23 protein-coding genes are annotated in these 21,473 nt (G+C 33.1%); 22 read left to right on the top strand and 1 reads right to left on the bottom strand.

The features are described 5' to 3' along the window. Positions 1-8 precede the first annotated feature (8 nt). Positions 9-1,028: a glycosyltransferase family 9 protein gene (locus tag BN863_RS17470; protein WP_316930368.1), complete on the top strand. Its 1,020-nt coding sequence runs from the start codon at positions 9-11 to the stop codon at positions 1,026-1,028. On the opposite strand, the gene BN863_RS17465 is transcribed toward BN863_RS17470, so the two are convergent. Further along, a complete protein-coding gene (locus BN863_RS17465; RefSeq protein ID WP_038532772.1) occupies positions 1,025-2,083 on the bottom strand; it encodes a ferredoxin--NADP reductase in 1,059 nt (352 codons plus the stop codon). The genes BN863_RS17470 and BN863_RS17465 overlap by 4 nt on opposite strands. Positions 2,084-2,197: 114 nt before the next feature. On the opposite strand from BN863_RS17465, the gene BN863_RS17460 reads away from it, so the two are divergent. From BN863_RS17460 to BN863_RS17360, 21 genes are all read left to right on the top strand, one after another. Further along, entirely contained in the window at positions 2,198-2,530 is a 333-nt protein-coding gene (locus tag BN863_RS17460; protein WP_038532769.1) for a PadR family transcriptional regulator, read from the top strand. A 2-nt stretch (positions 2,531-2,532) separates the two neighbouring features. Continuing rightward, positions 2,533-3,225, top strand: coding sequence for a hypothetical protein (locus BN863_RS17455; protein ID WP_038532767.1), 693 nt, complete (start codon positions 2,533-2,535; stop codon positions 3,223-3,225). A gap of 57 nt (positions 3,226-3,282) precedes the next feature. Next, complete coding sequence (locus BN863_RS17450; protein ID WP_038532765.1) at positions 3,283-4,761, top strand: DUF5687 family protein; 1,479 nt, start codon at positions 3,283-3,285, stop codon at positions 4,759-4,761. 11 nt (positions 4,762-4,772) lie between these two features. Further along, on the top strand, positions 4,773-5,480 hold the full coding sequence (locus BN863_RS17445) for an ABC transporter ATP-binding protein (protein WP_038532763.1): 708 nt from the start codon (positions 4,773-4,775) through the stop codon (positions 5,478-5,480). 161 nt (positions 5,481-5,641) lie between these two features. Then, positions 5,642-8,158, top strand: a complete 2,517-nt coding sequence (gene porW, locus BN863_RS17440; RefSeq protein WP_449404105.1) for a type IX secretion system periplasmic lipoprotein PorW/SprE — start codon at positions 5,642-5,644, stop codon at positions 8,156-8,158. A gap of 21 nt (positions 8,159-8,179) precedes the next feature. Continuing rightward, positions 8,180-8,587, top strand: coding sequence for a bactofilin family protein (locus BN863_RS17435; RefSeq protein WP_038532761.1), 408 nt, complete (start codon positions 8,180-8,182; stop codon positions 8,585-8,587). Beyond that, the gene (locus BN863_RS17430; protein WP_038532759.1) at positions 8,559-8,789 is read left to right on the top strand and encodes an AtpZ/AtpI family protein; all 231 of its coding nucleotides are present in this window, start codon (positions 8,559-8,561) and stop codon (positions 8,787-8,789) included. The genes BN863_RS17435 and BN863_RS17430 overlap by 29 nt, the downstream gene beginning before the upstream one ends. Then, positions 8,786-9,157 (top strand): DUF6168 family protein, encoded by a 372-nt coding sequence (locus BN863_RS17425; protein ID WP_148304644.1) that lies wholly within the window; start codon positions 8,786-8,788, stop codon positions 9,155-9,157. Before BN863_RS17430 ends, BN863_RS17425 begins: the two co-directional genes overlap by 4 nt. Before the next feature lie 133 nt (positions 9,158-9,290). After that, positions 9,291-10,427, top strand: coding sequence for a F0F1 ATP synthase subunit A (atpB, locus tag BN863_RS17420; RefSeq protein ID WP_038532758.1), 1,137 nt, complete (start codon positions 9,291-9,293; stop codon positions 10,425-10,427). 41 nt (positions 10,428-10,468) lie between these two features. After that, positions 10,469-10,657, top strand: coding sequence for an ATP synthase F0 subunit C (atpE, locus tag BN863_RS17415; RefSeq protein WP_038532756.1), 189 nt, complete (start codon positions 10,469-10,471; stop codon positions 10,655-10,657). A 106-nt stretch (positions 10,658-10,763) separates the two neighbouring features. After that, a complete protein-coding gene (locus tag BN863_RS17410; protein ID WP_038532754.1) occupies positions 10,764-11,264 on the top strand; it encodes a F0F1 ATP synthase subunit B in 501 nt (166 codons plus the stop codon). A 6-nt stretch (positions 11,265-11,270) separates the two neighbouring features. After that, the gene (gene atpH / locus BN863_RS17405; protein WP_038532752.1) at positions 11,271-11,807 is read left to right on the top strand and encodes an ATP synthase F1 subunit delta; all 537 of its coding nucleotides are present in this window, start codon (positions 11,271-11,273) and stop codon (positions 11,805-11,807) included. 55 nt (positions 11,808-11,862) lie between these two features. Continuing rightward, complete coding sequence (gene atpA, locus BN863_RS17400) at positions 11,863-13,443, top strand: F0F1 ATP synthase subunit alpha (RefSeq protein ID WP_038532750.1); 1,581 nt, start codon at positions 11,863-11,865, stop codon at positions 13,441-13,443. 76 nt (positions 13,444-13,519) lie between these two features. After that, positions 13,520-14,380, top strand: coding sequence for an ATP synthase F1 subunit gamma (atpG, locus tag BN863_RS17395; RefSeq protein ID WP_038532748.1), 861 nt, complete (start codon positions 13,520-13,522; stop codon positions 14,378-14,380). Between the two features lie 151 nt (positions 14,381-14,531). Next, positions 14,532-15,011 (top strand): hypothetical protein, encoded by a 480-nt coding sequence (locus BN863_RS17390; protein ID WP_038532746.1) that lies wholly within the window; start codon positions 14,532-14,534, stop codon positions 15,009-15,011. 85 nt (positions 15,012-15,096) lie between these two features. Next, positions 15,097-16,557, top strand: a complete 1,461-nt coding sequence (locus BN863_RS17385) for a lipopolysaccharide biosynthesis protein (protein WP_038532744.1) — start codon at positions 15,097-15,099, stop codon at positions 16,555-16,557. Between the two features lie 2 nt (positions 16,558-16,559). Beyond that, positions 16,560-16,994 carry a dUTP diphosphatase gene (dut, locus tag BN863_RS17380; protein WP_038532742.1) on the top strand — a complete coding sequence of 145 codons (435 nt, stop codon included), beginning with the start codon at positions 16,560-16,562 and terminating at the stop codon, positions 16,992-16,994. 77 nt (positions 16,995-17,071) lie between these two features. Beyond that, positions 17,072-18,091 carry a sugar phosphate nucleotidyltransferase gene (locus tag BN863_RS17375; RefSeq protein WP_038532740.1) on the top strand — a complete coding sequence of 340 codons (1,020 nt, stop codon included), beginning with the start codon at positions 17,072-17,074 and terminating at the stop codon, positions 18,089-18,091. Positions 18,092-18,103: 12 nt separating this feature from the next. After that, on the top strand, positions 18,104-19,471 hold the full coding sequence (locus BN863_RS17370) for a tetratricopeptide repeat protein (protein ID WP_038532738.1): 1,368 nt from the start codon (positions 18,104-18,106) through the stop codon (positions 19,469-19,471). Then, positions 19,471-20,241, top strand: a complete 771-nt coding sequence (locus BN863_RS17365; protein WP_038532736.1) for a DUF4292 domain-containing protein — start codon at positions 19,471-19,473, stop codon at positions 20,239-20,241. The genes BN863_RS17370 and BN863_RS17365 overlap by 1 nt, the downstream gene beginning before the upstream one ends. Further along, the gene (locus BN863_RS17360; RefSeq protein WP_038532734.1) at positions 20,238-21,467 is read left to right on the top strand and encodes a murein hydrolase activator EnvC family protein; all 1,230 of its coding nucleotides are present in this window, start codon (positions 20,238-20,240) and stop codon (positions 21,465-21,467) included. Before BN863_RS17365 ends, BN863_RS17360 begins: the two co-directional genes overlap by 4 nt. Positions 21,468-21,473: the final 6 nt, after the last annotated feature.

Here is a 21,473-nt window from a genome sequence, read left to right as displayed (position 1 = left end):
TTAAATTCGTGTCAAAAAAAACACATCATATATTAGTTATACGTCTCTCGGCAATGGGAGACGTTGCTATGTCTGTACCTGTGTTGCGTGCATTAACTTCACAATACCCAAACTTAAAAGTCACCGTTTTAACGCGCCCTTTTTTTGAACCCTTTTTTCGAGATTTAGATGCGGTAAGTATTGTTCCGGCCGATTTAAATGGAGTGCATAAAGGTGTTTTTGGATTGTATAAACTTTCGAAATCACTTAAAAAACAGAATATAGATGCTGTTGCAGATATTCATAATGTGTTGCGTTCTAAGATTCTGAAAGCTTTTTTTATAGGGACGCCTTTTATTCAAATAGATAAAGGAAGAAGTGAAAAGAAAGCGCTTACAAGCGGAGCTGTTTTTAAACAACTTCCAACAACTATTTCGCGTTATGCTGAGGTTTTTAATAATTTAGGTTTTCCCATAGATTTATCTCAACCCACGTTTCCAGAACCATCAATTTTATCTGATAAATTGCAAGCTATATTGGGTGGGCATGGCACTAAATGGATTGGTATTGCGCCGTTTGCTGCTCACGATAGTAAAATGTATCCGATAGAACAGATGGAAACTGTTATTGAAACCTTGTCTAAAAATTACAAAGTATTCTTATTTGGAGGTGGTGCTAAGGAAGTTGAAATTTTAAACGGATTTCAAGCTAAATACAATGCAGTAATCAATCTTGCTGGACAATTAAATTTTAATGAAGAATTAGATATTATCTCTAATTTAGATGTAATGTTGTCTATGGATTCTGGAAATGGCCATATGGCAGCTATGTTGGGTAAAAAAGTAATTACCATTTGGGGTGTAACGCATCCGTTTGCAGGCTTTGCACCATTTAATCAACCAGATGATTATGCTTTAACGGCCGATAGAGTAAAATTTCCGCTAATTCCAACTTCAATTTACGGAAATAAATTTCCAGAAGGATATGAAAAAGCTTCCGGAACGATTGCTCCGGAAACCATTGTCAATAAAATTATATCGGTGATTTAAACGTCATCGTAATCTACAACTATTGTTGGTGTAGTAGGATGTGCTTGACATGTTAATACTAAGCCTTCTGCTAACTCTTTTTCTGTTAATATATTGTTTTGTCTCATGGTCGCCGAACCTTCGGTAACGCGTGCAATACAACTACTGCAAATTCCACCTTGACAAGAATACGGAGCATCTACTTCTTTAGCAATTGCCGCTTCAAGAATCGATTGTTTTTGCGACATTACAAATTCAACTTCTTCATCGTCTACAATAATTTTTATAGCAGTAGAACCATCGCTTACCGCTTCAGGAATAACCTCTTCGTCTGTAGCAATTGGCGTGGTAAATAGTTCGAAATTAATATCGTCTTCAGCAACACCAAAATCTTTTAACACATCTTTTGTCGTGGTAATCATGCCTTCTGGTCCACATAAATAAAAGGTGTCAATCTTTAAATGTTTGTAGGTGTTTTTCAATAAGAAATTCACTGTGCTTTTTTCAATTCGGCCAAACATAGCGTCGTCTTCTTGCGACTGACTAAATACCATTTGTATAGAAAAACGCTCGGTGTATTTGCTATGAAGCGCTAATAACTCGTTGAAAAAGATAGTGTCTTTAGGGGTTTTATTTCCGTAGATCAGGACAAAGTGACTGTTTGGTTCTTCTTCTAAAATGGTTTTCGCAATACTCATAATAGGTGTAATACCACTACCTGCGGCAAATGCAGCAACAGTTCTGGTTTTAGAAGCATCTGGCTCAAATATAAAGCGTCCGTTTGGTTCTGCAACTTCAATGCTATCACCTGCTTTTAGTGTTGTATTTGCGTATTTAGAGAATAATCCATCTTCTACAGCTTTAACAGCAACCTGTAATTCTCCGCTATTTGGAGATGAACATAATGAGTAGTCTCTACGCACCTCGTTACCGTTAATTTCGGTTTTTAAAGTAATGTATTGCCCAGCTTTAAAGCTGAATTTATCTTTTAGAAAAGAAGGAACATCGAAACTAATAGTTACAGCTGCTTCTGTTTCTTTATTTATATTTTGTATTGCAAGTTTATGAAATGCCATTGATGTAATTTTTTACAAATTTAGTGAAGCTAAAAGGTTTATAAATATAATTAAGAAAAAAAATAATACATTGGAATCTTATGTATGTGATAATTTATATATATTTATGATGTTATGGCAAATTCAAATTTATATAAAGGCAGTCTTACTACTATCATTTTAAAACTCTTAAAAGAGACAGATAGCATGTATGGTTATGAAATTACTCAAAAAGTAAAAACGTTAACTAACGGAGAATTAAGTATAACTGAAGGTGCTTTGTACCCAGCATTGCATAAGTTAGAGTCTGAAGGTTTATTAAAAGTTGAAATGGTAAAAGTAGATAACAGATTGCGAAAGTATTATAGATTAACCGATGCTGGAGAGAAGGAAACGGCCTCTAAATTATCGGAATTAGAGCGGTATATACAAACCATGCAACAATTGGTTAATCCTAAAATAATCTAATCATGAAAGTTTCTGAGGGTCAAATAGAAGAGTTGTATCTCTTCACGCGTAAACATTTTGTCGAGCATTACGATGTGCAAACAGAACTCGTAGATCATTTAGCAAATGATATTGAGTCGCAGTGGGAAGAACATCCACAGCGTACTTTTAGTGACGCTCTAAATCTCGCATTTAAAAGATTTGGAATTTATGGTTTTCAAGATATTTTATGGGCTAAATCTAAAGCATTAAATAAACACTATTGGAGTGCTGTTTGGGCTATTTATAAGCAGTTTTTTACCCTTCCTAAAATTATATTTACTACGGCTTTATGGTGCTCAACCTATTTAATTTTAAGATACACACCCTATTTTAATTATACCTTAATTATTGTAGTTTGTCTGTTGGTATTAATATATATAATTCAGGTGTTTCGTATTAATAAGGCCGTAAAACAAAGGCAAAAAGAAACTGGTAAAAAATGGCTGTACGAAGATGTTCTTGGTCGATTAGGGGGTATGGCTGGTTTGGCAAGCGTTGTTATTCAGTTTTTTCCAAGAATTTTAGATATTGAAAACAGTATTGCAGGATATAAATTACTAGTGCTAACTTCAGCTTTGGTAGCACTGCTAATTTTGTGTTACGTTACCTTATTTGTTGTACCTAAAAAGATTACATTGTACATAAAAGAAGAATATAAAAAATATTACGTGTAACATTTATTAAATTACGCATACCAATATAAAAACCATACCAAACCAACCATCTTAATTATGATTAAACACTTTTTGAACCTGGAGTGGAAACAATTTACTAGATCGGCAAGCTTCGGGAAAACACTAGGCCTTAAATTAATAATGATATTTTTTTCATTGTATTTTATTGTCATGTTTTTGTTTTTGGGAGTTGCCATGTATCCACTGCTTAAAAAACTGTTCCCTGAAAGCGATCCTTTTGTAGTTTTTAATAGCTTTATTTTTTATTGGATTTTAGGAGATTTGGTAATGCGTTTTTTCTTTCAAAAATTACCAGTAATGAGTGTTAAGCCATTACTTACACTTCCAATAAAACGAAAAAAGATTGTAAATTTTGTATTGAGCAAATCGGCTTTATCATTTTTCAATTTTTTACCCTTATTTGCTATTATTCCTTTTGGTGTAACCCTAATTACAAAAGGGTATAATACCTCTACAATTGTAATTTGGGTGTTTACCATAATAGTAATTACATTAATAGATAATTTCTTGAATTTTATAATCGAAAGTCTGTCCTCTAAAACAGAATTATCCTTTCTTCCAATTATCCTGTTCTCGGGTGGATTGTATGCTTTAAATTATTTTGAAATTCTGAATATTTCTGAACTATTAGCAAACGGAATTCTAGCTATTACTAATAATCCGTTATTAATAATCGTGCCTATTTTAATTTTAATTGGCTTGTATGTTTACAATTTTAAAATACTTCGAAATAAATTATTTTTAGATAGCTCTTTACAGACCAAAACACTGGAGGTTAATGCTTCTAACCTGGATTGGACTAAGAAATTTGGAGATATTGCACCTTTCATGCAGTTAGATTTAAAATTACTTTGGCGTAATAAGCGACCAAAATCTTCGGTTTGGATGTTGGTCTTTGGGTTACTTTATGGTTTAATATTTTATCCAAATCCCGATTATCAGGACAAACCTTATTTTTATGCGTTTGTGGGCATATTTGTAACCGGTATTTTTCTTATCAATTTCGGACAATTTATTCCTGCTTGGGATAGTGGGTATTACAAGTTGCTAATGAGTCAGAATTTAAGGTATAAACAATACCTAAAATCTAAATATACATTAATGACGTTAAGTGTTATTATTCTATTTGTATTGAGTATACCTTATGTGTATTTCGGATGGAAAGTTCTACTCGCGCATTTTGCCGCAGCCATTTATAATATTGGTGTAAATACGTATGTTATTTTAATTGGAGGTTCGTTTAATCGAAAAAAAATAGATCTTAATCAAAGAGCTGCGTTTAATTTTCAAGGCACGGGTGCTGTGCAGTGGCTTATAGGTTTGCCGTTAATTATTTTGCCTATGGTGATTTTTGCCATCTTTAATTCGTTTTTTGGTTTCGAAATTGGCTGTTTAGTTTTAATTCTTTTAGGCATTACAGGAATCATTTTTCACGAAAAACTAATGAAATTTATAACCAACAAATATTTAGATTCAAAATATAAAATGATCGCTGCTTTCGATCAAGACAACTAAAATATTACAGTATGATAATTACAACAAATCTTTCTAAAAAATACAATTCTAATCAGGTTTTAAACATAGAGCATTTAGAAATTCCTAAAGGACAAAGTTTTGGTTTAGTAGGCAATAATGGTGCTGGTAAAACAACATATTTTAGTTTGTTACTCGATTTAATTCAGCCAACTACTGGACATATAAAAAGTAATGATATCCAAGTTAATTTAACCGAAGATTGGAAACCATTTACGTCGTCTTTTATAGACGAAAGTTTTTTAATTGGCTATTTAACTGCCGAAGAGTATTTCTACTTTATTGGCGAACTTAGAGGTCAGAATAAAGCAGATGTTGATGCGCTTGTTGGGCAATTTGAAGATTTTTTTCATGGCGAAATCCTTAATCAGAAAAAGTACTTAAGAGATTTAAGTAAAGGAAATCAGAAAAAAGTGGGAATTATAGCGGCTTTAATTGGAGATCCAGAAGTGATTATTTTAGATGAGCCTTTCGCGAATTTAGATCCTACAACACAAATTAGACTTAAAAAAATCATTAAAGACTTAGCCGAACAAAAAGGCGTAACCGTACTTGTTTCTAGTCATGATTTAATGCATGTTACAGATGTGTGCGAACGTATTGTTGTGTTAGAAAAAGGTGAAATTGTAAAAGATATAGTAACTAGTAATGAAACGCTTAAAGAGTTAGGAGATTATTTTGCTAGCGAGCTTCAAGTTTAAAAGTCAATCTAAAATATATAGGTTAATCGAAAAAGATGCTTATTTTTACCGCTTTGCATAATAATAGCAAGAGTTTAAAGTTATTTAGTTGATTAAATACTCCAACGTTGAAAACATCTTTTAAGGTTATTTTTATAGCATGTATTTCTGTATTTCTATTGGTGAATTGTTCTCGGAAAAAGGACAAATTTATTAGTAGAAATTATCATGCAATGACCACAGAATATAATACACTTTACAACGGTAACATGGCCTTAGAAGATGGTCGTGCGCGTCTTAATGAAGAGTATCGAGACGATTATTGGAATATTCTTCCTGTAGAGCGTTTAGATTTCGAAGAGGATGCTATGCTTCCTGGTCAATCTAAAAACGAAACTTTTTCCAGGTCTGAAGAAAAGGCAGTAAAAGCCATTCAGAAGCATTCTATGAATATTAAAGGGAAAGAGAAAAACCCTAAAATGGACGAAGCTTATTTGCTGTTAGGAAAGTCTAGGTATTTTGATCAACGTTTTGTGCCTGCTTTAGAAGCCTTTAATTATATTCTTTACAAATATGCTTTAAGTGATAAAATTAACGTGGCTCGAGTATGGCGTGAGAAAACCAATATGCGTTTAGATAACGACGAACTCGCTATAGAAAATTTAAAACGGTTATTGCGTTTAGAAAAGTTAGACCGACAAGAATTAGCAGATGCTACATCTACTTTAGCGCAAGCATATCTTAATATAAAAGTTGTAGATACTGCCATAACCTATTTAGAAGTTGCTGCAGAGTCTACCACAAAAAACGAAGAGCGTGGCCGCTATTTGTTTATAAAAGGTCAGTTATATAATACTTTAGGGTATAAGGATAGTGCAAATATTACTTTTGATCGTGTTATAGACATGCATCGAAAAATTCCTAGAGACTACTATATAGGTGCTTACGTTGAGAAAGCAAAGAATTTCGATTACGAAACTGGAGATAAATTAGCCTTTGCCGAAACGTTATCTATGTTAGAGGAAGATCGCGAAAATCGTCCATATTTAGGGCGTATTTATCATCAGGTTGGAGAATATTATTTGGCCACCAATAACGATTCTTTAGGTGTTGCTTATTACAATAAATCTTTAAGAACAGAGCGAAGCGATAAAGAATTAAATGCAAGAAATTATAAAATTTTAGGAGATTTTTATTTCGATAATGCCGAGTATAAATCTGCTGGAGCTTATTACGATAGCACGTTAACCAATCTTAAAGTAGATTCTAAACCTTATAGAACAATTAAACGCGAACGTGATAATTTGGTAGATGTTATTTACTATGAAGAAATCTCGAAAGTAGACGATAGTATTATACATTTAGTAAATTTAACAGAGACCGATCGTTTAGCCTATTTTGAATCGTATACCGATACGCTTAAAATTCAAGCCGAATTAGAATTCGAACGTCAGGAAGCTGAAGCTCGGGCGCAAGACATGCTAAGTTCTAATAATGGTTTTAATGTCGATACTAAAGCCTCTGCTTTTCAAAGTCGAGACGAAGCTGCAAAAAATGCAAATACTTTTTATTTTTATAATTCCACAACACTAGCTTACGGTAAGAATGAATTTATGAAAATTTGGGGCGATAGAAAAAATGAAGATAATTGGCGTTGGTCGAATATGAATTTTTCAGCATCAACCGGACCAATAGGAGTTTCGGCAGCAGAAGGCTTAGATTTGACTGCCGACATTTTTCAGCCACAGTTTTATTTAGATCAAATTCCTACAGAACAAAAAGTAATAGATAGTATTGTTAAAGAACGAAACTATGCCTATTTTCAATTAGGTGTGATTTATAAAGAAAAATTTAGCGATTACGAATTGTCTAAAAGCAAACTGCAAGCGCTATTAGAAAGCAATCCTGAAGAACGTTTAATTGTTCCTGCAAAATATAACTTATATAAAGATTATGAATTACTGGGTCAGCATGGAGAAGCAGAGATTGTAAAAAAAGATATTATTACAAACCATTCAGATTCGCGTTATGCCGAGATACTAAGTAACCCAAATCAAGGGTTAGCCGAAGATATAAATAGTCCAGAAACCATCTATAAAATGGTTCACGATAAATTCGATGCACAGCAATTTCAAGACGTTATTACACTTTGCGATAAGAATATACGTGATTTTGAAGGAGACGATATCGTTGCTAAGTTTGCTTTACTAAAAGCCACTGCAATGGGACGATTGTATGGGTTCGAGACATATAGATCGTCCTTAAATGAGGTAGCAACATCGTGTCCTAATCTTCCCGAAGGACAACGTGCAGAAGAATTAATTCGGGATGTATTGCCAAGAATGGCCGATAGTAGTTTTGAAGATGATGAGTCTGGAAAACGATTCCGTGTTATATTTCAGTTCGCTAATGCTTCAGACGAAGAAATTGATGCTTTTGAAGAGAGATTGAATGCGCAAATTAAAAAACTTCAGTATTATTCATTTACAACATCTAAAGATGTGTATTCGCCAACAACAACCTTTGTAGTAGTTCATGGCGTAGACCATTTAGTTATTGCCGAAGGTTTCGACGGTTTGTTTAAAAAGAAAGATAAAAATAGAATTACAAAACCATACTTTGTAATTTCGTCAAATAACTATCAGGTTATTCAAATACATAAAAATTTAGATTCATATTTAAGTCAGAATAAATCATAACGTCCTCCAAATTTAATTACTATGTTTAACGATAGCAAAAAGGAAAAACAACAAAATTTAGAAAATACAAGTAACCAAAACATTATTGCTCACGGCACCAAAATTGTTGGTGATATTAGCAGTGAAGGTGGGTTTAGAATTGATGGAATAGTTGAAGGAAATATTAAAACACCAGGTAAGATTGTTGTTGGTAAAACGGGTTCTATTAAAGGAACTTTAGAAGGCACAGACGCTTATTTTGAAGGTAAATTTTCTGGGAAACTACAACTGTCGGGAACCTTAACTTTAAAAGCTTCAGCAGAAATTGATGGCGATGTTGTGGTTGGAAAACTAGCAGTAGATCCAGGTGCGAGTTTTGATGTAACTTGTGTTATGAAAAGTGCTGTAAAGACAATAAACAATGGGAAATCAAAAGAAAAAACCGCTTAGTAAGTATGTAAGATTTACTACTATGGCGATTCAAATGGGATTAACCATTTATTTAGGAAGTATTTTAGGGGATTGGTTAGATCAGAAATTTGAAACTCAAAATCAGCTATATTTTAAAATTGTAACATTATTTGCTGTATTTATAGCCATGTATTCTGTTATAAAACAAGTGCTTAATATTACTAAGAATGATAAAGAATGATTAAAAGAATTCTAATTTTTACACTATGCATACTTTTATTGTTTGCTGTTGGGTTTGGGTTGCATAGCTATTTAGCACCGGATGGATTAACATTAGAGTTATGGCAAGTGTATTTGTATCATGCTATAGCCTCAGTAATTATTTACGCAGCTCTAGAAGCGGTTGCTAGTACAGTGCCAAATCAGGCAGGTTATGCTTATTTAGTGCTTATGTTCCTTAAGTTAGGTTTGTTTATGCTTATTTTTAACAGTACTGTTTTTGAGGAAGAGCAACTCTCTCGAGTAGATAAATTTGGATTGGTAATACCACTATTTTTGTTTTTAACGGCCGAGGCAACAGCGGTTGCAAAACTGCTAAATAGCAAATAGTTGAAGTTTTTTATATAAAAATATAAATTCGATACTATTATTTAAACATATGTAAAAAAAGGGTTTGGGTTTTTAAATTATTGTTTACATTTGCACAAAATTTTAGAGATCGTAATTCATTAGTTTTAAAAATATGATGGTAGCAAAACAATCTATCAAGTTTATTGCAATTTTAGTTTTATTGATGACTTCTGTCTCGTCTTTCGCAAAAGGGGGAGATCAAGATAATCAACATCATGAAGAAGGGGATAGTAGGATAGATACTCCTGATAAAATTAAGGAATACATCGGGCATCACTTAAAAGATTCTCACGATTTTGCATTGTGGTCTTATACAAATGATGCTGGTGAACGTGTGCATGTTGGAGCACCGTTGCCTATTATACTTTGGACCTCTGAAGGTTTAGTAACTTTTATGTCATCTGAATTTCATCATAACGACGATGGTTCTGTAATTGTCGATAAAGGTGGAGTTAAACTTACAAAAATTCACGGTAAAATTTACGAATTAGATGCTGGAGCAAATACGGTTGCTTTTGATGAGCATCATCACGCAACAAACGCACATAGGGTTTTAGATTTTTCTATTACAAAAAGTGTGTGTGGAATGTTGTTAGCTGCGCTTCTAATGTTTTTAGGATTTACAGCTTTAGCTAGAGGTTATAAAAACGGTCCTATTCCTACAGGTTTTGCACGCGTACTTGAGCCATTAGTAATTTATGTGCGCGACGATATGGCACGTCCAAATATTGGGGAGAAAAAGTATAAGAAATTTATGCCTTTTTTATTATCGGTGTTTTTCTTTATCTGGATTTTAAACTTACTAGGTTTAACACCTTTAGGTTTTAACGTAACAGGACAAATTGCAGTAACGGCATGTTTAGCAATATTTACAGCAATTATTTATCTAACAAGTGGGAGTAAAGATTTCTGGGCACATACATTATGGATGCCTGGTGTACCATATTTATTAAGACCAATATTAGCAGTTATAGAGCTTATTGGGTTTTTAATTATTAAACCGTTTTCATTATTAGTACGTTTATTTGCTAACATTACCGCAGGTCACTTTGTTCTTATGAGCTTAATTGCTTTAACAATTACATTAAAAGAAGCTTTCGGTCCTGTAGTATCTACAGGAGTATCGCTTGCATTGTCGTTATTCATTATGCTAATAGAAATATTAGTGGCATTTTTACAAGCGTTTATTTTCACGATGTTATCGTCTTTATTTATCGGTATGGCCGTTGAAGAACACGAACATCATTAAAAAGAATTTGTTTAATTAATATATATATAAGTCAAATTACTATGGAGTTACATTTAATTGGAGCTGGATTAATCGTAATCGGAGCAGGAATCGGATTAGGTCAAATTGGTTCAAAAGCAATGGAAAGTATTGCTCGTCAACCAGAAGCAGCAGGAAAAATCCAAACAGCAATGATTATTATTGGAGCATTATTAGAAGGTTTAGCATTCGGTGCTTTAATCTTAGGTTAATAATCCTCTCAGTAAAGAAGCAATAACAGCATTCTGCAACGGTTGGTTGCAGAAGCTGTTTTTAAATTAAACAAAAACAGAAGTAAAACTTTTTATTTAGTTACACATGGATCAGTTATTAAACGATTTTTCACCAGGATTGTTCATTATGCAAGCCGTTATTCTTATAATCTTAATTGTATTATTAGGAAAGTTTGCTTGGAAACCTATATTAGAGTCTTTACAAACTCGTGAAGATGGTATTACAGATGCTATAAATGCTGCTGAGAAAGCAAAATTAGAATTACAAAATCTTCAAGCCGATAATGAAAAGTTATTAAACGCTGCTAGAGTAGAACGTGACACTATGCTTAAAGAAGCTCGTGAAATGAAAGATAAAATGATTCTAGACGCTAAAGAAGAAGCACAAAGTCAAGCAGATAACATGATTGAGGCTGCAAAACATGCTATCGATGGTGAAAAGAAAGCTGCTATGGTTGAGATTAAAAACCATGTTGCAGAATTATCTATAGAAATCGCTGAAAAAGTGGTGCGTGGAGAATTATCTAATAAAGACAAGCAATTAGAATTGGTAGATTCTTTACTTGGTAAAGAAACTTTAAACTAATTAAACATGGCGGGATCAAGAGCAGCAATACGTTACGCAAAAGCAGTTTTAGAATTAGCAAAAGAAAGTAATTCAGCAGAAGCTGTAAATACAGATTTGACTTTAATTGCTAAAACTATTGCAGATAGTAAAGACTTAGGCGATATGCTAGAAAGTCCTGTACTAAAATCTTCTGTAAAGAAGTCGGCGTTGTTAGAAATTTTTAAAGACATCACGCCAGCAACAGTTAACTTAATTGATATTTTAATTGAAAACAAAAGGTTACCTATCTTTAAAGACGTTGCAAATACTTACAATATATTATTCGAACAATTATCGGGTACAGACATTGCAATAGTAACTACTGTTGTGCCATTAACTAGCGATTTAGAAGTTAAAGTATTAGCTAAACTAAAAGAGTTAACTGGAAAAACAGTTGAGATTAAAAACGTAATAGACGAAGACATTATTGGTGGATTTGTATTACGTGTTGGCGATTTGCAGTACGATGCAAGTGTAGCAAACAAACTGAATAAAATAAAACAAGAATTTTCATTAAATTAATTTTATAACTTTTTTAATCGGAAATTATTTCGATTAGAGCTTATATCTAAATAAAATGGCAGAAGTAAAACCAGCTGAAGTAACAGCAATCCTAAAGCAACAACTACAAGGTTTTGACGCAGGAGCAACCTTAAACGAAGTAGGAACAGTATTAACTGTTGGAGATGGTATTGCACGTGTTTACGGATTAGCTAACGCACAATATGGTGAATTAGTAGATTTCGGAGACGGTCTTGAAGGGATTGTATTAAACCTTGAGGAAGATAATGTAGGTGTAGTATTATTAGGACCATCACAATTCGTTAAAGAAGGAACAACTGTAAAACGTACAGAGCGTATCGCATCTATTAATGTAGGTGAAGGTATTGTTGGTCGTGTTGTAGATACTTTAGGAAACCCTATCGATGGTAAAGGACCTATCACTGGTGAAACTTACGAAATGCCTTTAGAGCGTAAAGCGCCAGGGGTTATCTTTAGAGAGCCAGTAACAGAGCCGTTACAAACAGGTATTAAAGCAATTGATGCGATGATTCCAGTAGGTAGAGGGCAACGTGAGTTGGTAATTGGAGATAGACAAACAGGAAAAACAGCTGTTTGTATTGATGCTATTTTAAATCAAAAAGAATTTTACGATGCAGGTGAGCCTGTATATTGTATATATGTAGCTGTTGGGCAAAAAGCTTCAACAGTTGCTTTAATTGCTAAAACTCTTGAAGAAAAAGGAGCTTTAGCTTACACAACAATAGTAGCTGCAAATGCGTCTGATCCTGCTGCAATGCAAGTTTATGCACCATTTACAGGAGCTTCTATTGGAGAGTATTTTAGAGATACTGGTAGACCAGCTTTAATTGTTTTCGATGATTTATCGAAGCAAGCGGTTGCTTACCGTGAGGTGTCTTTATTATTACGTCGTCCACCGGGACGTGAAGCATATCCTGGGGATGTATTTTACTTACACTCTCGTTTATTAGAGCGTTCTGCAAAAGTTATTAATAATGACGCTATTGCTAGAGAAATGAATGATTTACCAGATTCATTAAAGCCAATCGTAAAAGGTGGTGGTTCTTTAACAGCGTTACCAATTATTGAAACACAAGCGGGAGACGTTTCTGCATATATCCCAACCAACGTAATTTCTATTACAGATGGGCAAATCTTCTTAGATGGAGATTTATTTAACTCTGGTGTACGTCCAGCTATTAACGTTGGTATTTCTGTATCTCGTGTTGGTGGTAACGCTCAGATTAAATCTATGAAAAAAGTATCAGGTACTTTAAAACTTGATCAAGCACAATACCGTGAATTAGAAGCTTTCGCGAAATTTGGATCAGATTTAGATGCTGTAACTTTAAATGTAATTAACAAAGGTAAACGTAACGTAGAGATCTTAAAACAAGCTCAAAACGATCCGTTTAAAGTAGAAGAGCAAGTTGCAATTATTTATGCAGGTTCTAAAAACTTACTTAAAGACGTTCCTGTTGAAAGAGTAAAAGAATTTGAAAATGATTACCTTGAATTTTTAAGAGCTAAACATTCTGGTGTTTTAAGCACTTTAAAAGCAGGTAAATTAACTGATGAAGTTACAGATACATTAGTGGCTGTAGCAAAAGAAGTATCAGTGAAATATAAAGCATAATTAGATTTTAGTATTGAGTAGTGAGGTCAAATAGATTTCACTACTGAATACTCAATACTTTATTCTAGTATAAAACATGGCAAATTTAAAAGAAATACGTAACAGAATAGCTTCGGTATCTTCAACGATGCAGATCACAAGTGCCATGAAAATGGTATCGGCTGCAAAGTTAAAGAAAGCGCAAGATGCTATTACTGCTATGCGTCCTTACTCAGACAAACTTACAGAGCTTTTACAAACATTAAGTGCAACCATAGATTCAGAAATATCTAATCAATATTCAGAACAAAGAGAGGTTAACAAAGTACTTATTGTTGCAATAACTTCTAACAGAGGTTTATGTGGTGCGTTTAACTCTAACATTGTTAAAGAGGTAAATAACCTAGCTAAAACAAAGTATGCTGGTAAAGATGTATCTTATCTTGCAGTTGGTAAAAAAGCAAATGATGCATTTAAAAAGACTAACAAAGTAATCGATAATAGAAGTGATATTTTCGATACTTTAACATTCGACAATGTTGCAGAAATAGCTGAAACTTTAATGCAAAAATTTGTTGCTGGCGAATTTGATAAAATTGATATTGTTTACAATCAATTTAAAAATGCAGCAACTCAAATTGTAACAACCGAACAGTTTTTACCTATTGAGCCTATTGAAGTAGAAAAAGAAGTAAATACGGAATATCTTTTTGAGCCATCTAAACTTGAAATTATTGACCAATTAATTCCGAAATCTTTAAAAAACCAATTATTTAAAGGTCTTAGAGATAGTTTTGCAAGTGAACACGGTGCACGTATGACAGCTATGCATAAAGCAACCGACAACGCAACAGAATTAAGAGATCAATTAAAATTAACATACAACAAAGCACGTCAGGCTTCAATTACTAACGAAATCTTAGAAATTGTTGGTGGTGCAGAAGCTCTTAATAATTAGTCCTTACTAATAGATTAAGCAAACCATAACAATGTTTATATTTTAATTTAAACATTAATATCACATTACAATTAAAGCCTTGCAATTCGCGAGGCTTTTTTTATGATCTAACTTTGGTTTTAGTATCTTTATGACATGCAAAATCTGTATTATGAAATCGTTTAAAATCTTTTTATTATTTAGTGTTTTATTGAGTTCGATTACAAATTGTGCTTCACAAAAAATAGAAAAAATACCACCAATTCAAATTTCATATATATACAAACAGCATTGGCATTCTGGCCAGAAAGCTGGTGGCTCGGGAACTAATATTTTTATTGAATTAGAATCCGAACTTCCTGAAAATATAACTCTTGATAGTATTTATTTTGAAACTTTTCGATTAGCACTAAAACAAGATAGTCATAATCCATTACAACTTGTAGGTAGACGTGTCGTAGATTCGAAAAAGGACTATACTATTCCAGTATTAAATCCTGTTGAAAAACTCGAAACTTCTAACACAACTTTAAATAGTTCAAAATTTGAACTTGAAAAGAACGAATGTGTGCTACGTTACACAAGTTCTGGAACGATAAAATATTATAAGTACGACAGCCTGTACACTAAACAAACACCATTAATTCCATAGTCTAGATCAAAACAGTAATAATTTAGTGTTTACTTTTTTAGTTCTCTTGATTTCTATACTTTTAGCCACCTAGAATTTAAATATATTGAGCTCTTTACAACGCCTTTTTAAACAAACATTTATTTACGGTTTAGCAACAGTGTTGCCTCGTATGCTTAATTTCTTTTTAGTGCCGTTATATACGTCGCCAGGGGTCTTGAATTCGGTTGCAGAATACGGTACAGTCTCGGTTATCTTCTCTTGGTTTGTTATTTTTAATGTGGTGCTTGCCTATGGTATGGAAACTGCTTTTTTTAGATTTTTTAATAAAGAGAAAAATCAAGATGAAGTTGTAGGTACGTCTACCATTTCTTTAATTCTCTCTTCATTAGGGTTCTTTGCATTAGCTTTAATTTTTCAGAATCAAATTGCTTACATCACAGAAATTAAAGTTGAATATATTAAACTGGTCATTTGGATTTTATTACTAGATGCCTTAGTTATTATTCCATTTGCATGGTTACGTGCTAATGAGAAATCTATGACGTATGCGATTATAAAAATCATTAATGTCGCTATTAATCTAGGTTTAAACTTGTTCTTCCTGTTAGCTTTAAACGATTGGTCGTATCACGTCGAAATTTTAGATAGTATTTGTCGCGAAAATTATCAAATCAACTATATATTTATTGCCAATTTAATAGCGAGTGCAGTCACGTTATTATTGTTATTATCGTTTTATGTTAAGGTGAAATATAATTTCAATACAGACTTATGGAAACGGATGATGCGTTATGCATTCCCAGTATTAATAGCTGGATTAGCGTTTTCTGTTAATGAAACTTTCGACCGTATTTTACTGAGTAAATTATTACCTGAAAGTATTGCCGATACACAAGTGGGAATGTACTCTGCTTGTTATAAACTCGCGTTATTCATGACGTTGTTTGCAACAGCGTATCGTTTAGGGATAGAACCGTTCTTTTTTAGTCATGCAAAAACCGAAAATCCGCAGAAAAACTATGCAAAGATTTTAGAATTCTTTGTTACCATTGGCTCTTTAATCCTGTTAGGAGTTATTGTATTTGCAGACCTTTTAAAAGTTATAGTAATTAGGAGTGAAGATTATTGGGAGGCCATGTCTGTAGTCCCTATTATTCTATTGGCATATTTATTTTTAGGAATGTATCATAATTTATCGGTATGGTATAAAATTACCGATAGAACGAAATTTGGAGCTTATATTTCTATTTTTGGAGCTGTAGTAACACTAGTCTTAAATTTTTGGCTTATTCCAATTATTAGTTATAGAGGTTCTGCAATTGCAACTTTAGCAGCTTATGGAAGTATGGTGTTATTGTCGTATTACTTCGGAAGAAAATATTACCCAATTCCGTATAACATCAAAAAAATTAGTGCTTATATATTAGTATCTGTTACATTTTCAATCATTTCTTTTTATTTCTTTAGAGAGAATTATGTTGTTGGAATTGGTTTGCTTTCAGTGTATATGCTGATAATATATAAGTTTGAAAAACAAGATATTCAAAGTTTATTAAAACGATAACTATGACAGTAAAAATTATAAACAAATCGGATAATGCATTACCACATTATGAAACTGAAGCTTCAGCAGGAATGGACCTGCGTGCTGTAACATCAGAAGCGATTACTTTAAAACCGTTAGAGCGAACAATTGTAAAAACAGGATTATTTATAGAGTTACCAGTTGGAATAGAAGCGCAAGTTCGTCCACGTAGCGGATTGGCAGCAAAGCATGGAATTACAGTGTTAAATGCTCCAGGAACTATAGATGCTGACTATCGCGGAGAAATTGGCGTAATTTTGGTTAATTTATCTAACGAGAATTTTACTATAGAGCATGGAGAGCGTATAGCACAATTAGTGTTTGCGAGACACGAACAAGCACAATTTTTAGAAGTTGAAACGCTTTCTGAAACCGTAAGAGGTGAAGGCGGATTTGGAAGTACAGGGAAAAAATAGAGGCCTTTAAAGTCTCAGACATCTATATACAAAACAAATATTAACTAAATACACCTGTTTTTTTACAGGCCTTTATTATGAAAATTATAGTACCAATGGCAGGTCGCGGATCGCGATTACGCCCACACACATTAACAGTACCAAAACCATTAATTCCAGTTGCAGGACAACCTATCGTTCACCGTTTGGTAAAAGATATTGCAAAAGTAATAGACCAACCTATTGAGGAAGTTGCGTTTATTTTAGGAGATCCAGCTTTTTTTGGAGATGATGTTGTAGACAGTTTAACCAAACTAGCCAACGACCTTGGAGCAAAAGCTTCAATTTATCGTCAAGACCAACCATTAGGAACAGGTCATGCTATTATGAGCGCAAAAGAGTCATTATCTGGACCAGCAGTAGTGGCATATGCCGACACGTTAATTCGTGCCGATTTTAATTTAGATGAAGATGCCGATGCTGTTATTTGGGTAAAGCAAGTAGACAAGCCAGAAGCTTTTGGTGTAGTACAATTAAATGAAAAAGAAGAAATTGTAGAATTAGTAGAAAAACCAGAAACCTTTGTTAGCGATTTAGCGGTTATTGGAATATACTATTTTAAAGATATAGCCGTTCTTAAAGACGAACTTCAGCATGTGCTAGATAATAACATTATTAACGGTGGTGAATACCAAATTAATGATGGAATTAAAGGTATGATGGCTAAAGGAAAAGTCTTTAAAACAGGTCAGGTAGACGAGTGGATGGATTGCGGTAACAAAGCGGTGACTGTAGAAACTAACGGTAAAATGCTAGGTTTTTTACATGCCGATGGGATTGAGCAACTAGTAGACCCGTCTGTAACTTTAAATAATTCGAAAATTATCGAGCCTTGTTATATTGGCAAAGATGTAGTATTAACAGATTCAACTGTAGGACCTAATGTGTCTATTGGTAACGGATGTGTTTTAGATAATTCAACAGTTAAAAATACTATAATAAGTAATTATTCAAGTATTAAAAATGCTACTTTAGATGATGCAATGATTGGTAATCATGTAGAATTCGATGGTAATTTTAAAACCATTAGTATTGGTGATTATTCAGTTTTAAATTAAAATAATAACAACATGAGCATAAGATTTAAAACCATAATTAAGTTTGGTTTTTTGGGATTCTTTTGGATTTCCATGCAATCTTATGCTCAAGTTGAACCTGCAGAAAAGCCTGTAGACGATTTGGGTGAAGTGAACGATGAGTTTCAAGAATTATTTTTCGAAGCTTTAAAGCAAAAAGGAATTGAAAACTACAATCGTTCTGTAGAAGCACTTCAGAAATGTATTGCTTTAGATGGTTCGCATTCTGTGCTCTACTTCGAAATGGGTAAGAACTACAATAAACTTAAAAATTTTGGTGAAGCAGAAAATGCTTTAAAGAAAGCGGTAAAGTTAGAGCCGTCTAACGAATGGTATCTAGACGAGCTTTACGATGTGTATGCACAGCAAAATGAATACGATAAAGCCATAAAAACCTTAAAGCAGTTGGTTAAGTACCATCCAGATTATAAGGAAGATTTAGCGGCTTTATTTGTGCGTACTAAAGATTATAATGAAGCTCTAAAAGTTTTAGATGAATTAGATGCCGAGTTGGGTATTTCTGTAAGTCGTGATTTTTTAAGAAATCAGATTTATGAGGAAACAGGACAAAAGAAAGAGCAAATAGAAAATCTTGAAGAACGGGTGGAAAACAACCCTGATCAGGAGTCTAATTATCTAGCATTAATTTATCGTTATAGTGAAAGTGGTGATGCCGAAAAAGCATTTGAAACGGCAAAAAAACTATTAGAGATTAATCCTAATTCTCAATTGGTACATTTGGCCTTATATAAATTTTATTTGGATAGTAACGCGCCTGAGAAAGCCATCGAATCCATGAAAATTGCCATGAAAAGTGCCGAAATTAAAGCCGAAGCTAAAGTGTTGGTGCTTTCAGATTTCGTAAAGTTTGTAGGTGAAAATCCAGAATATGAACAAGACTTGGTAGAAGTTTCTGCCATGGTTGGCGATTCTAACGATGGAAAAACTTTAGTGGAATTAGCGCAGTATTATTTAGCAAAAGGCGAAAAAGAAAAAGCGATAAAGTATTATAGTGAAGCTCTGCAATTAGAAGGTGATAATTATAGTATTACTAGAAATATTATTGTGCTATATGTCGACTTAGAGCAATTCGATTTGGCATACAAAAAAACAGCAGAAGCCTTAATAAAATACCCATCTCAACCCGAATTGTATTTAATGGCAGGATTGTCTTTAAATAAAATAGGACGTTATAAAGATGCCATAGAGCAGTTAGATATGGGTTTAGATTACATTATAGATAACACTAAATTAGAAAGTGATTTTTATTTTCAAATGGCACAATCTCATTTGGGTTTAAATCAGCCTAAGGAGGCAAAACGCTTTACAGAAAAAGCAAATAAAACAGAAATTTCAAAGTAATGAAACATCTACTTCGTATTGTAATTATAGCGGTTTTATTGGTAACAGTTGGTTGTAAATCGGCTAAAACATTAACTAATACAGATGCCAATTTAAAATTAAATACAAAGCAATTAATAAAGGAAAATACAAGACAAGCTGCAGCTTTTAAAACACTGTCTTCTAAAGTAAAAGCCGTGTATTCTGAAGGAGATAATTCTAAATCGGTTGCTATAAATTTGAGAATGGAAAAGGATAAAGCCATTTGGTTAAATGGTCCGTTTTCTGCTGCCAGATTATTAATAACACCCGATAACGTTGGTTTTTACAATAAACTAGATAACACTTTTTTTGAAGGTGATTATAAATTATTAAGCGATTTTTTAGGTACAGAACTAGACTTTAACAAAGTGCAGAATTTATTATTGGGCGAAGCACTCTTCAACTTAAAAGACGCAAAATACGTGTCCTCTATCTATGATGAAGCATATCTTGTACAACCAGAACAACAAAAAGCGTTATTTGAACTGTTTTATATTATAAACCCCACCTATTTCAAAATTATGTCTCAGCAATTATCTCAACCTAAAGAAGAGCGTATACTGCAAATAGACTACTTAAAATATCAAGATGTTGCTGGACAAATTATTCCTGAACAAATAAAAATTAATGCTGTTGAAGCTAGAAGCGAAACTATTATAGAATTGGAATTCAAATCTGTATCTTTGAACGAAAATTTAAATTTTCCATTTAAAATCCCATCAGGTTTTAACCCTATCAAACTTAAATGATAAAAGTAAAATCTCTATATAAATTAAGTGTTCTTGTACTCTGTTTGTTAAGCAGTGTTTTTGTGTTTTCGCAAAGTAAAAAACAACAAGAGTTGGAAAATCGCCGACAAGAATTGCGTATTGAAATTGAACAAATAAACAGTATGTTGTTCAAAAATAAATCTAAAGAGAAGTCACAATTATCGGCTATTGAAGATTTAAATCATAAAATTAATGTTCGCAGTAATTTAATTAAAGTTACCAATCAGCAAGCCAATTTATTAACACGTGAAATAGGTGTAAATCAACGCGAAATTACTCAGCTTCGTGAAGACCTTGAAACGCTTAAAAATGATTATGCCGAGATGATTGTGCATTCTTATAAAAGTAGGAGTGAGCAAAGTCGTGTAATGTTTTTACTATCGTCTAACAACTTTCAGCAAGCTTATAAGCGCTTACAGTATATAAAACAATACACCGATTATCAAAAGGAGCAGGGAGAAAATATTAAAATTAAGACTGCCGAATTAAAAGTCGCGAACACAAAACTTTTAAAGCAAAAAGAAGACAAACAAATTCTTATTAAAGAGAATAATGCTGCACAGGCTCAATTAGAAATTGAACGTAAACAACAGCGAGAAATAATGGCTTCTATTCAGAAAGATGTTAAAACTTACTCCAATCAGATTAAGCAAAAACAACAAGAAGCAGATCGTATTGATCGTGAAATTGAAAAGTTAATTCGCGAAGCTATTGCAAAATCCAATACAAAGGCAGGTAAAAGTTCTAGTTCTAAAGGTTTTTCTTTAACACCAGAAGCTAAAAATTTAGCAGCAAGTTTTGTAGCTAATAAAGGAAAGTTGCCTTGGCCAGTAGAAAAAGGCGTGGTAAAATTAAAGTATGGCGATCAGCCGCATCCCATTGTTAAATCTGCAACTATACATAGTAATGGGGTACGAATAGCAACCAGTCCAGGAGCGGAAGTTAAAGCCGTTTTTAATGGTGAGGTTTATGCTATTATTGTTCAGAAAAAAGGAAACCCGACTGTACTTGTACAACATGGTAATTACTTTACCGCGTATAAGAATTTATCTAAAGTATACGTAAAAAAGGGTGATAAAGTAACTACCAGACAGGCTATTGGGCAGGTGTTCACAAATAGTGCAACAGGAGATACCACTTTAAGTTTTAGTATTTTTAAAGAAAGTACAACACAGAATCCAGCGTCGTGGTTATATAAAATGTAACCGTAA

Origin of the sequence: Formosa agariphila KMM 3901 (assembly GCF_000723205.1) — a bacterium.
In the GTDB taxonomy this organism is placed as follows: Bacteria; Bacteroidota; Bacteroidia; order Flavobacteriales; family Flavobacteriaceae; genus Formosa; species Formosa agariphila.
Note: the sequence above shows the minus strand (reverse complement) of the source record. Positions and strands in the feature narration are given on the sequence as shown.

Coding starts and splice junctions, on each gene's coding strand:
- BN863_RS17445 (WP_038532763.1), top strand. CDS start 4,773: ATGATAATTACAACAAATCTTTCTAAAAAATACAATTCTAATCAGGTT.
- BN863_RS17435 (WP_038532761.1), top strand. CDS start 8,180: ATGTTTAACGATAGCAAAAAGGAAAAACAACAAAATTTAGAAAATACA.
- atpH (WP_038532752.1), top strand. CDS start 11,271: ATGGCGGGATCAAGAGCAGCAATACGTTACGCAAAAGCAGTTTTAGAA.
- atpE (WP_038532756.1), top strand. CDS start 10,469: ATGGAGTTACATTTAATTGGAGCTGGATTAATCGTAATCGGAGCAGGA.
- atpG (WP_038532748.1), top strand. CDS start 13,520: ATGGCAAATTTAAAAGAAATACGTAACAGAATAGCTTCGGTATCTTCA.
- BN863_RS17410 (WP_038532754.1), top strand. CDS start 10,764: ATGGATCAGTTATTAAACGATTTTTCACCAGGATTGTTCATTATGCAA.
- BN863_RS17390 (WP_038532746.1), top strand. CDS start 14,532: ATGAAATCGTTTAAAATCTTTTTATTATTTAGTGTTTTATTGAGTTCG.
- BN863_RS17455 (WP_038532767.1), top strand. CDS start 2,533: ATGAAAGTTTCTGAGGGTCAAATAGAAGAGTTGTATCTCTTCACGCGT.
- BN863_RS17465 (WP_038532772.1), bottom strand. CDS start 2,083: ATGGCATTTCATAAACTTGCAATACAAAATATAAATAAAGAAACAGAA.
- BN863_RS17375 (WP_038532740.1), top strand. CDS start 17,072: ATGAAAATTATAGTACCAATGGCAGGTCGCGGATCGCGATTACGCCCA.
- BN863_RS17460 (WP_038532769.1), top strand. CDS start 2,198: ATGGCAAATTCAAATTTATATAAAGGCAGTCTTACTACTATCATTTTA.
- atpA (WP_038532750.1), top strand. CDS start 11,863: ATGGCAGAAGTAAAACCAGCTGAAGTAACAGCAATCCTAAAGCAACAA.
- BN863_RS17450 (WP_038532765.1), top strand. CDS start 3,283: ATGATTAAACACTTTTTGAACCTGGAGTGGAAACAATTTACTAGATCG.
- BN863_RS17370 (WP_038532738.1), top strand. CDS start 18,104: ATGAGCATAAGATTTAAAACCATAATTAAGTTTGGTTTTTTGGGATTC.
- BN863_RS17425 (WP_148304644.1), top strand. CDS start 8,786: ATGATTAAAAGAATTCTAATTTTTACACTATGCATACTTTTATTGTTT.
- BN863_RS17365 (WP_038532736.1), top strand. CDS start 19,471: ATGAAACATCTACTTCGTATTGTAATTATAGCGGTTTTATTGGTAACA.
- dut (WP_038532742.1), top strand. CDS start 16,560: ATGACAGTAAAAATTATAAACAAATCGGATAATGCATTACCACATTAT.
- BN863_RS17430 (WP_038532759.1), top strand. CDS start 8,559: ATGGGAAATCAAAAGAAAAAACCGCTTAGTAAGTATGTAAGATTTACT.
- BN863_RS17360 (WP_038532734.1), top strand. CDS start 20,238: ATGATAAAAGTAAAATCTCTATATAAATTAAGTGTTCTTGTACTCTGT.
- atpB (WP_038532758.1), top strand. CDS start 9,291: ATGATGGTAGCAAAACAATCTATCAAGTTTATTGCAATTTTAGTTTTA.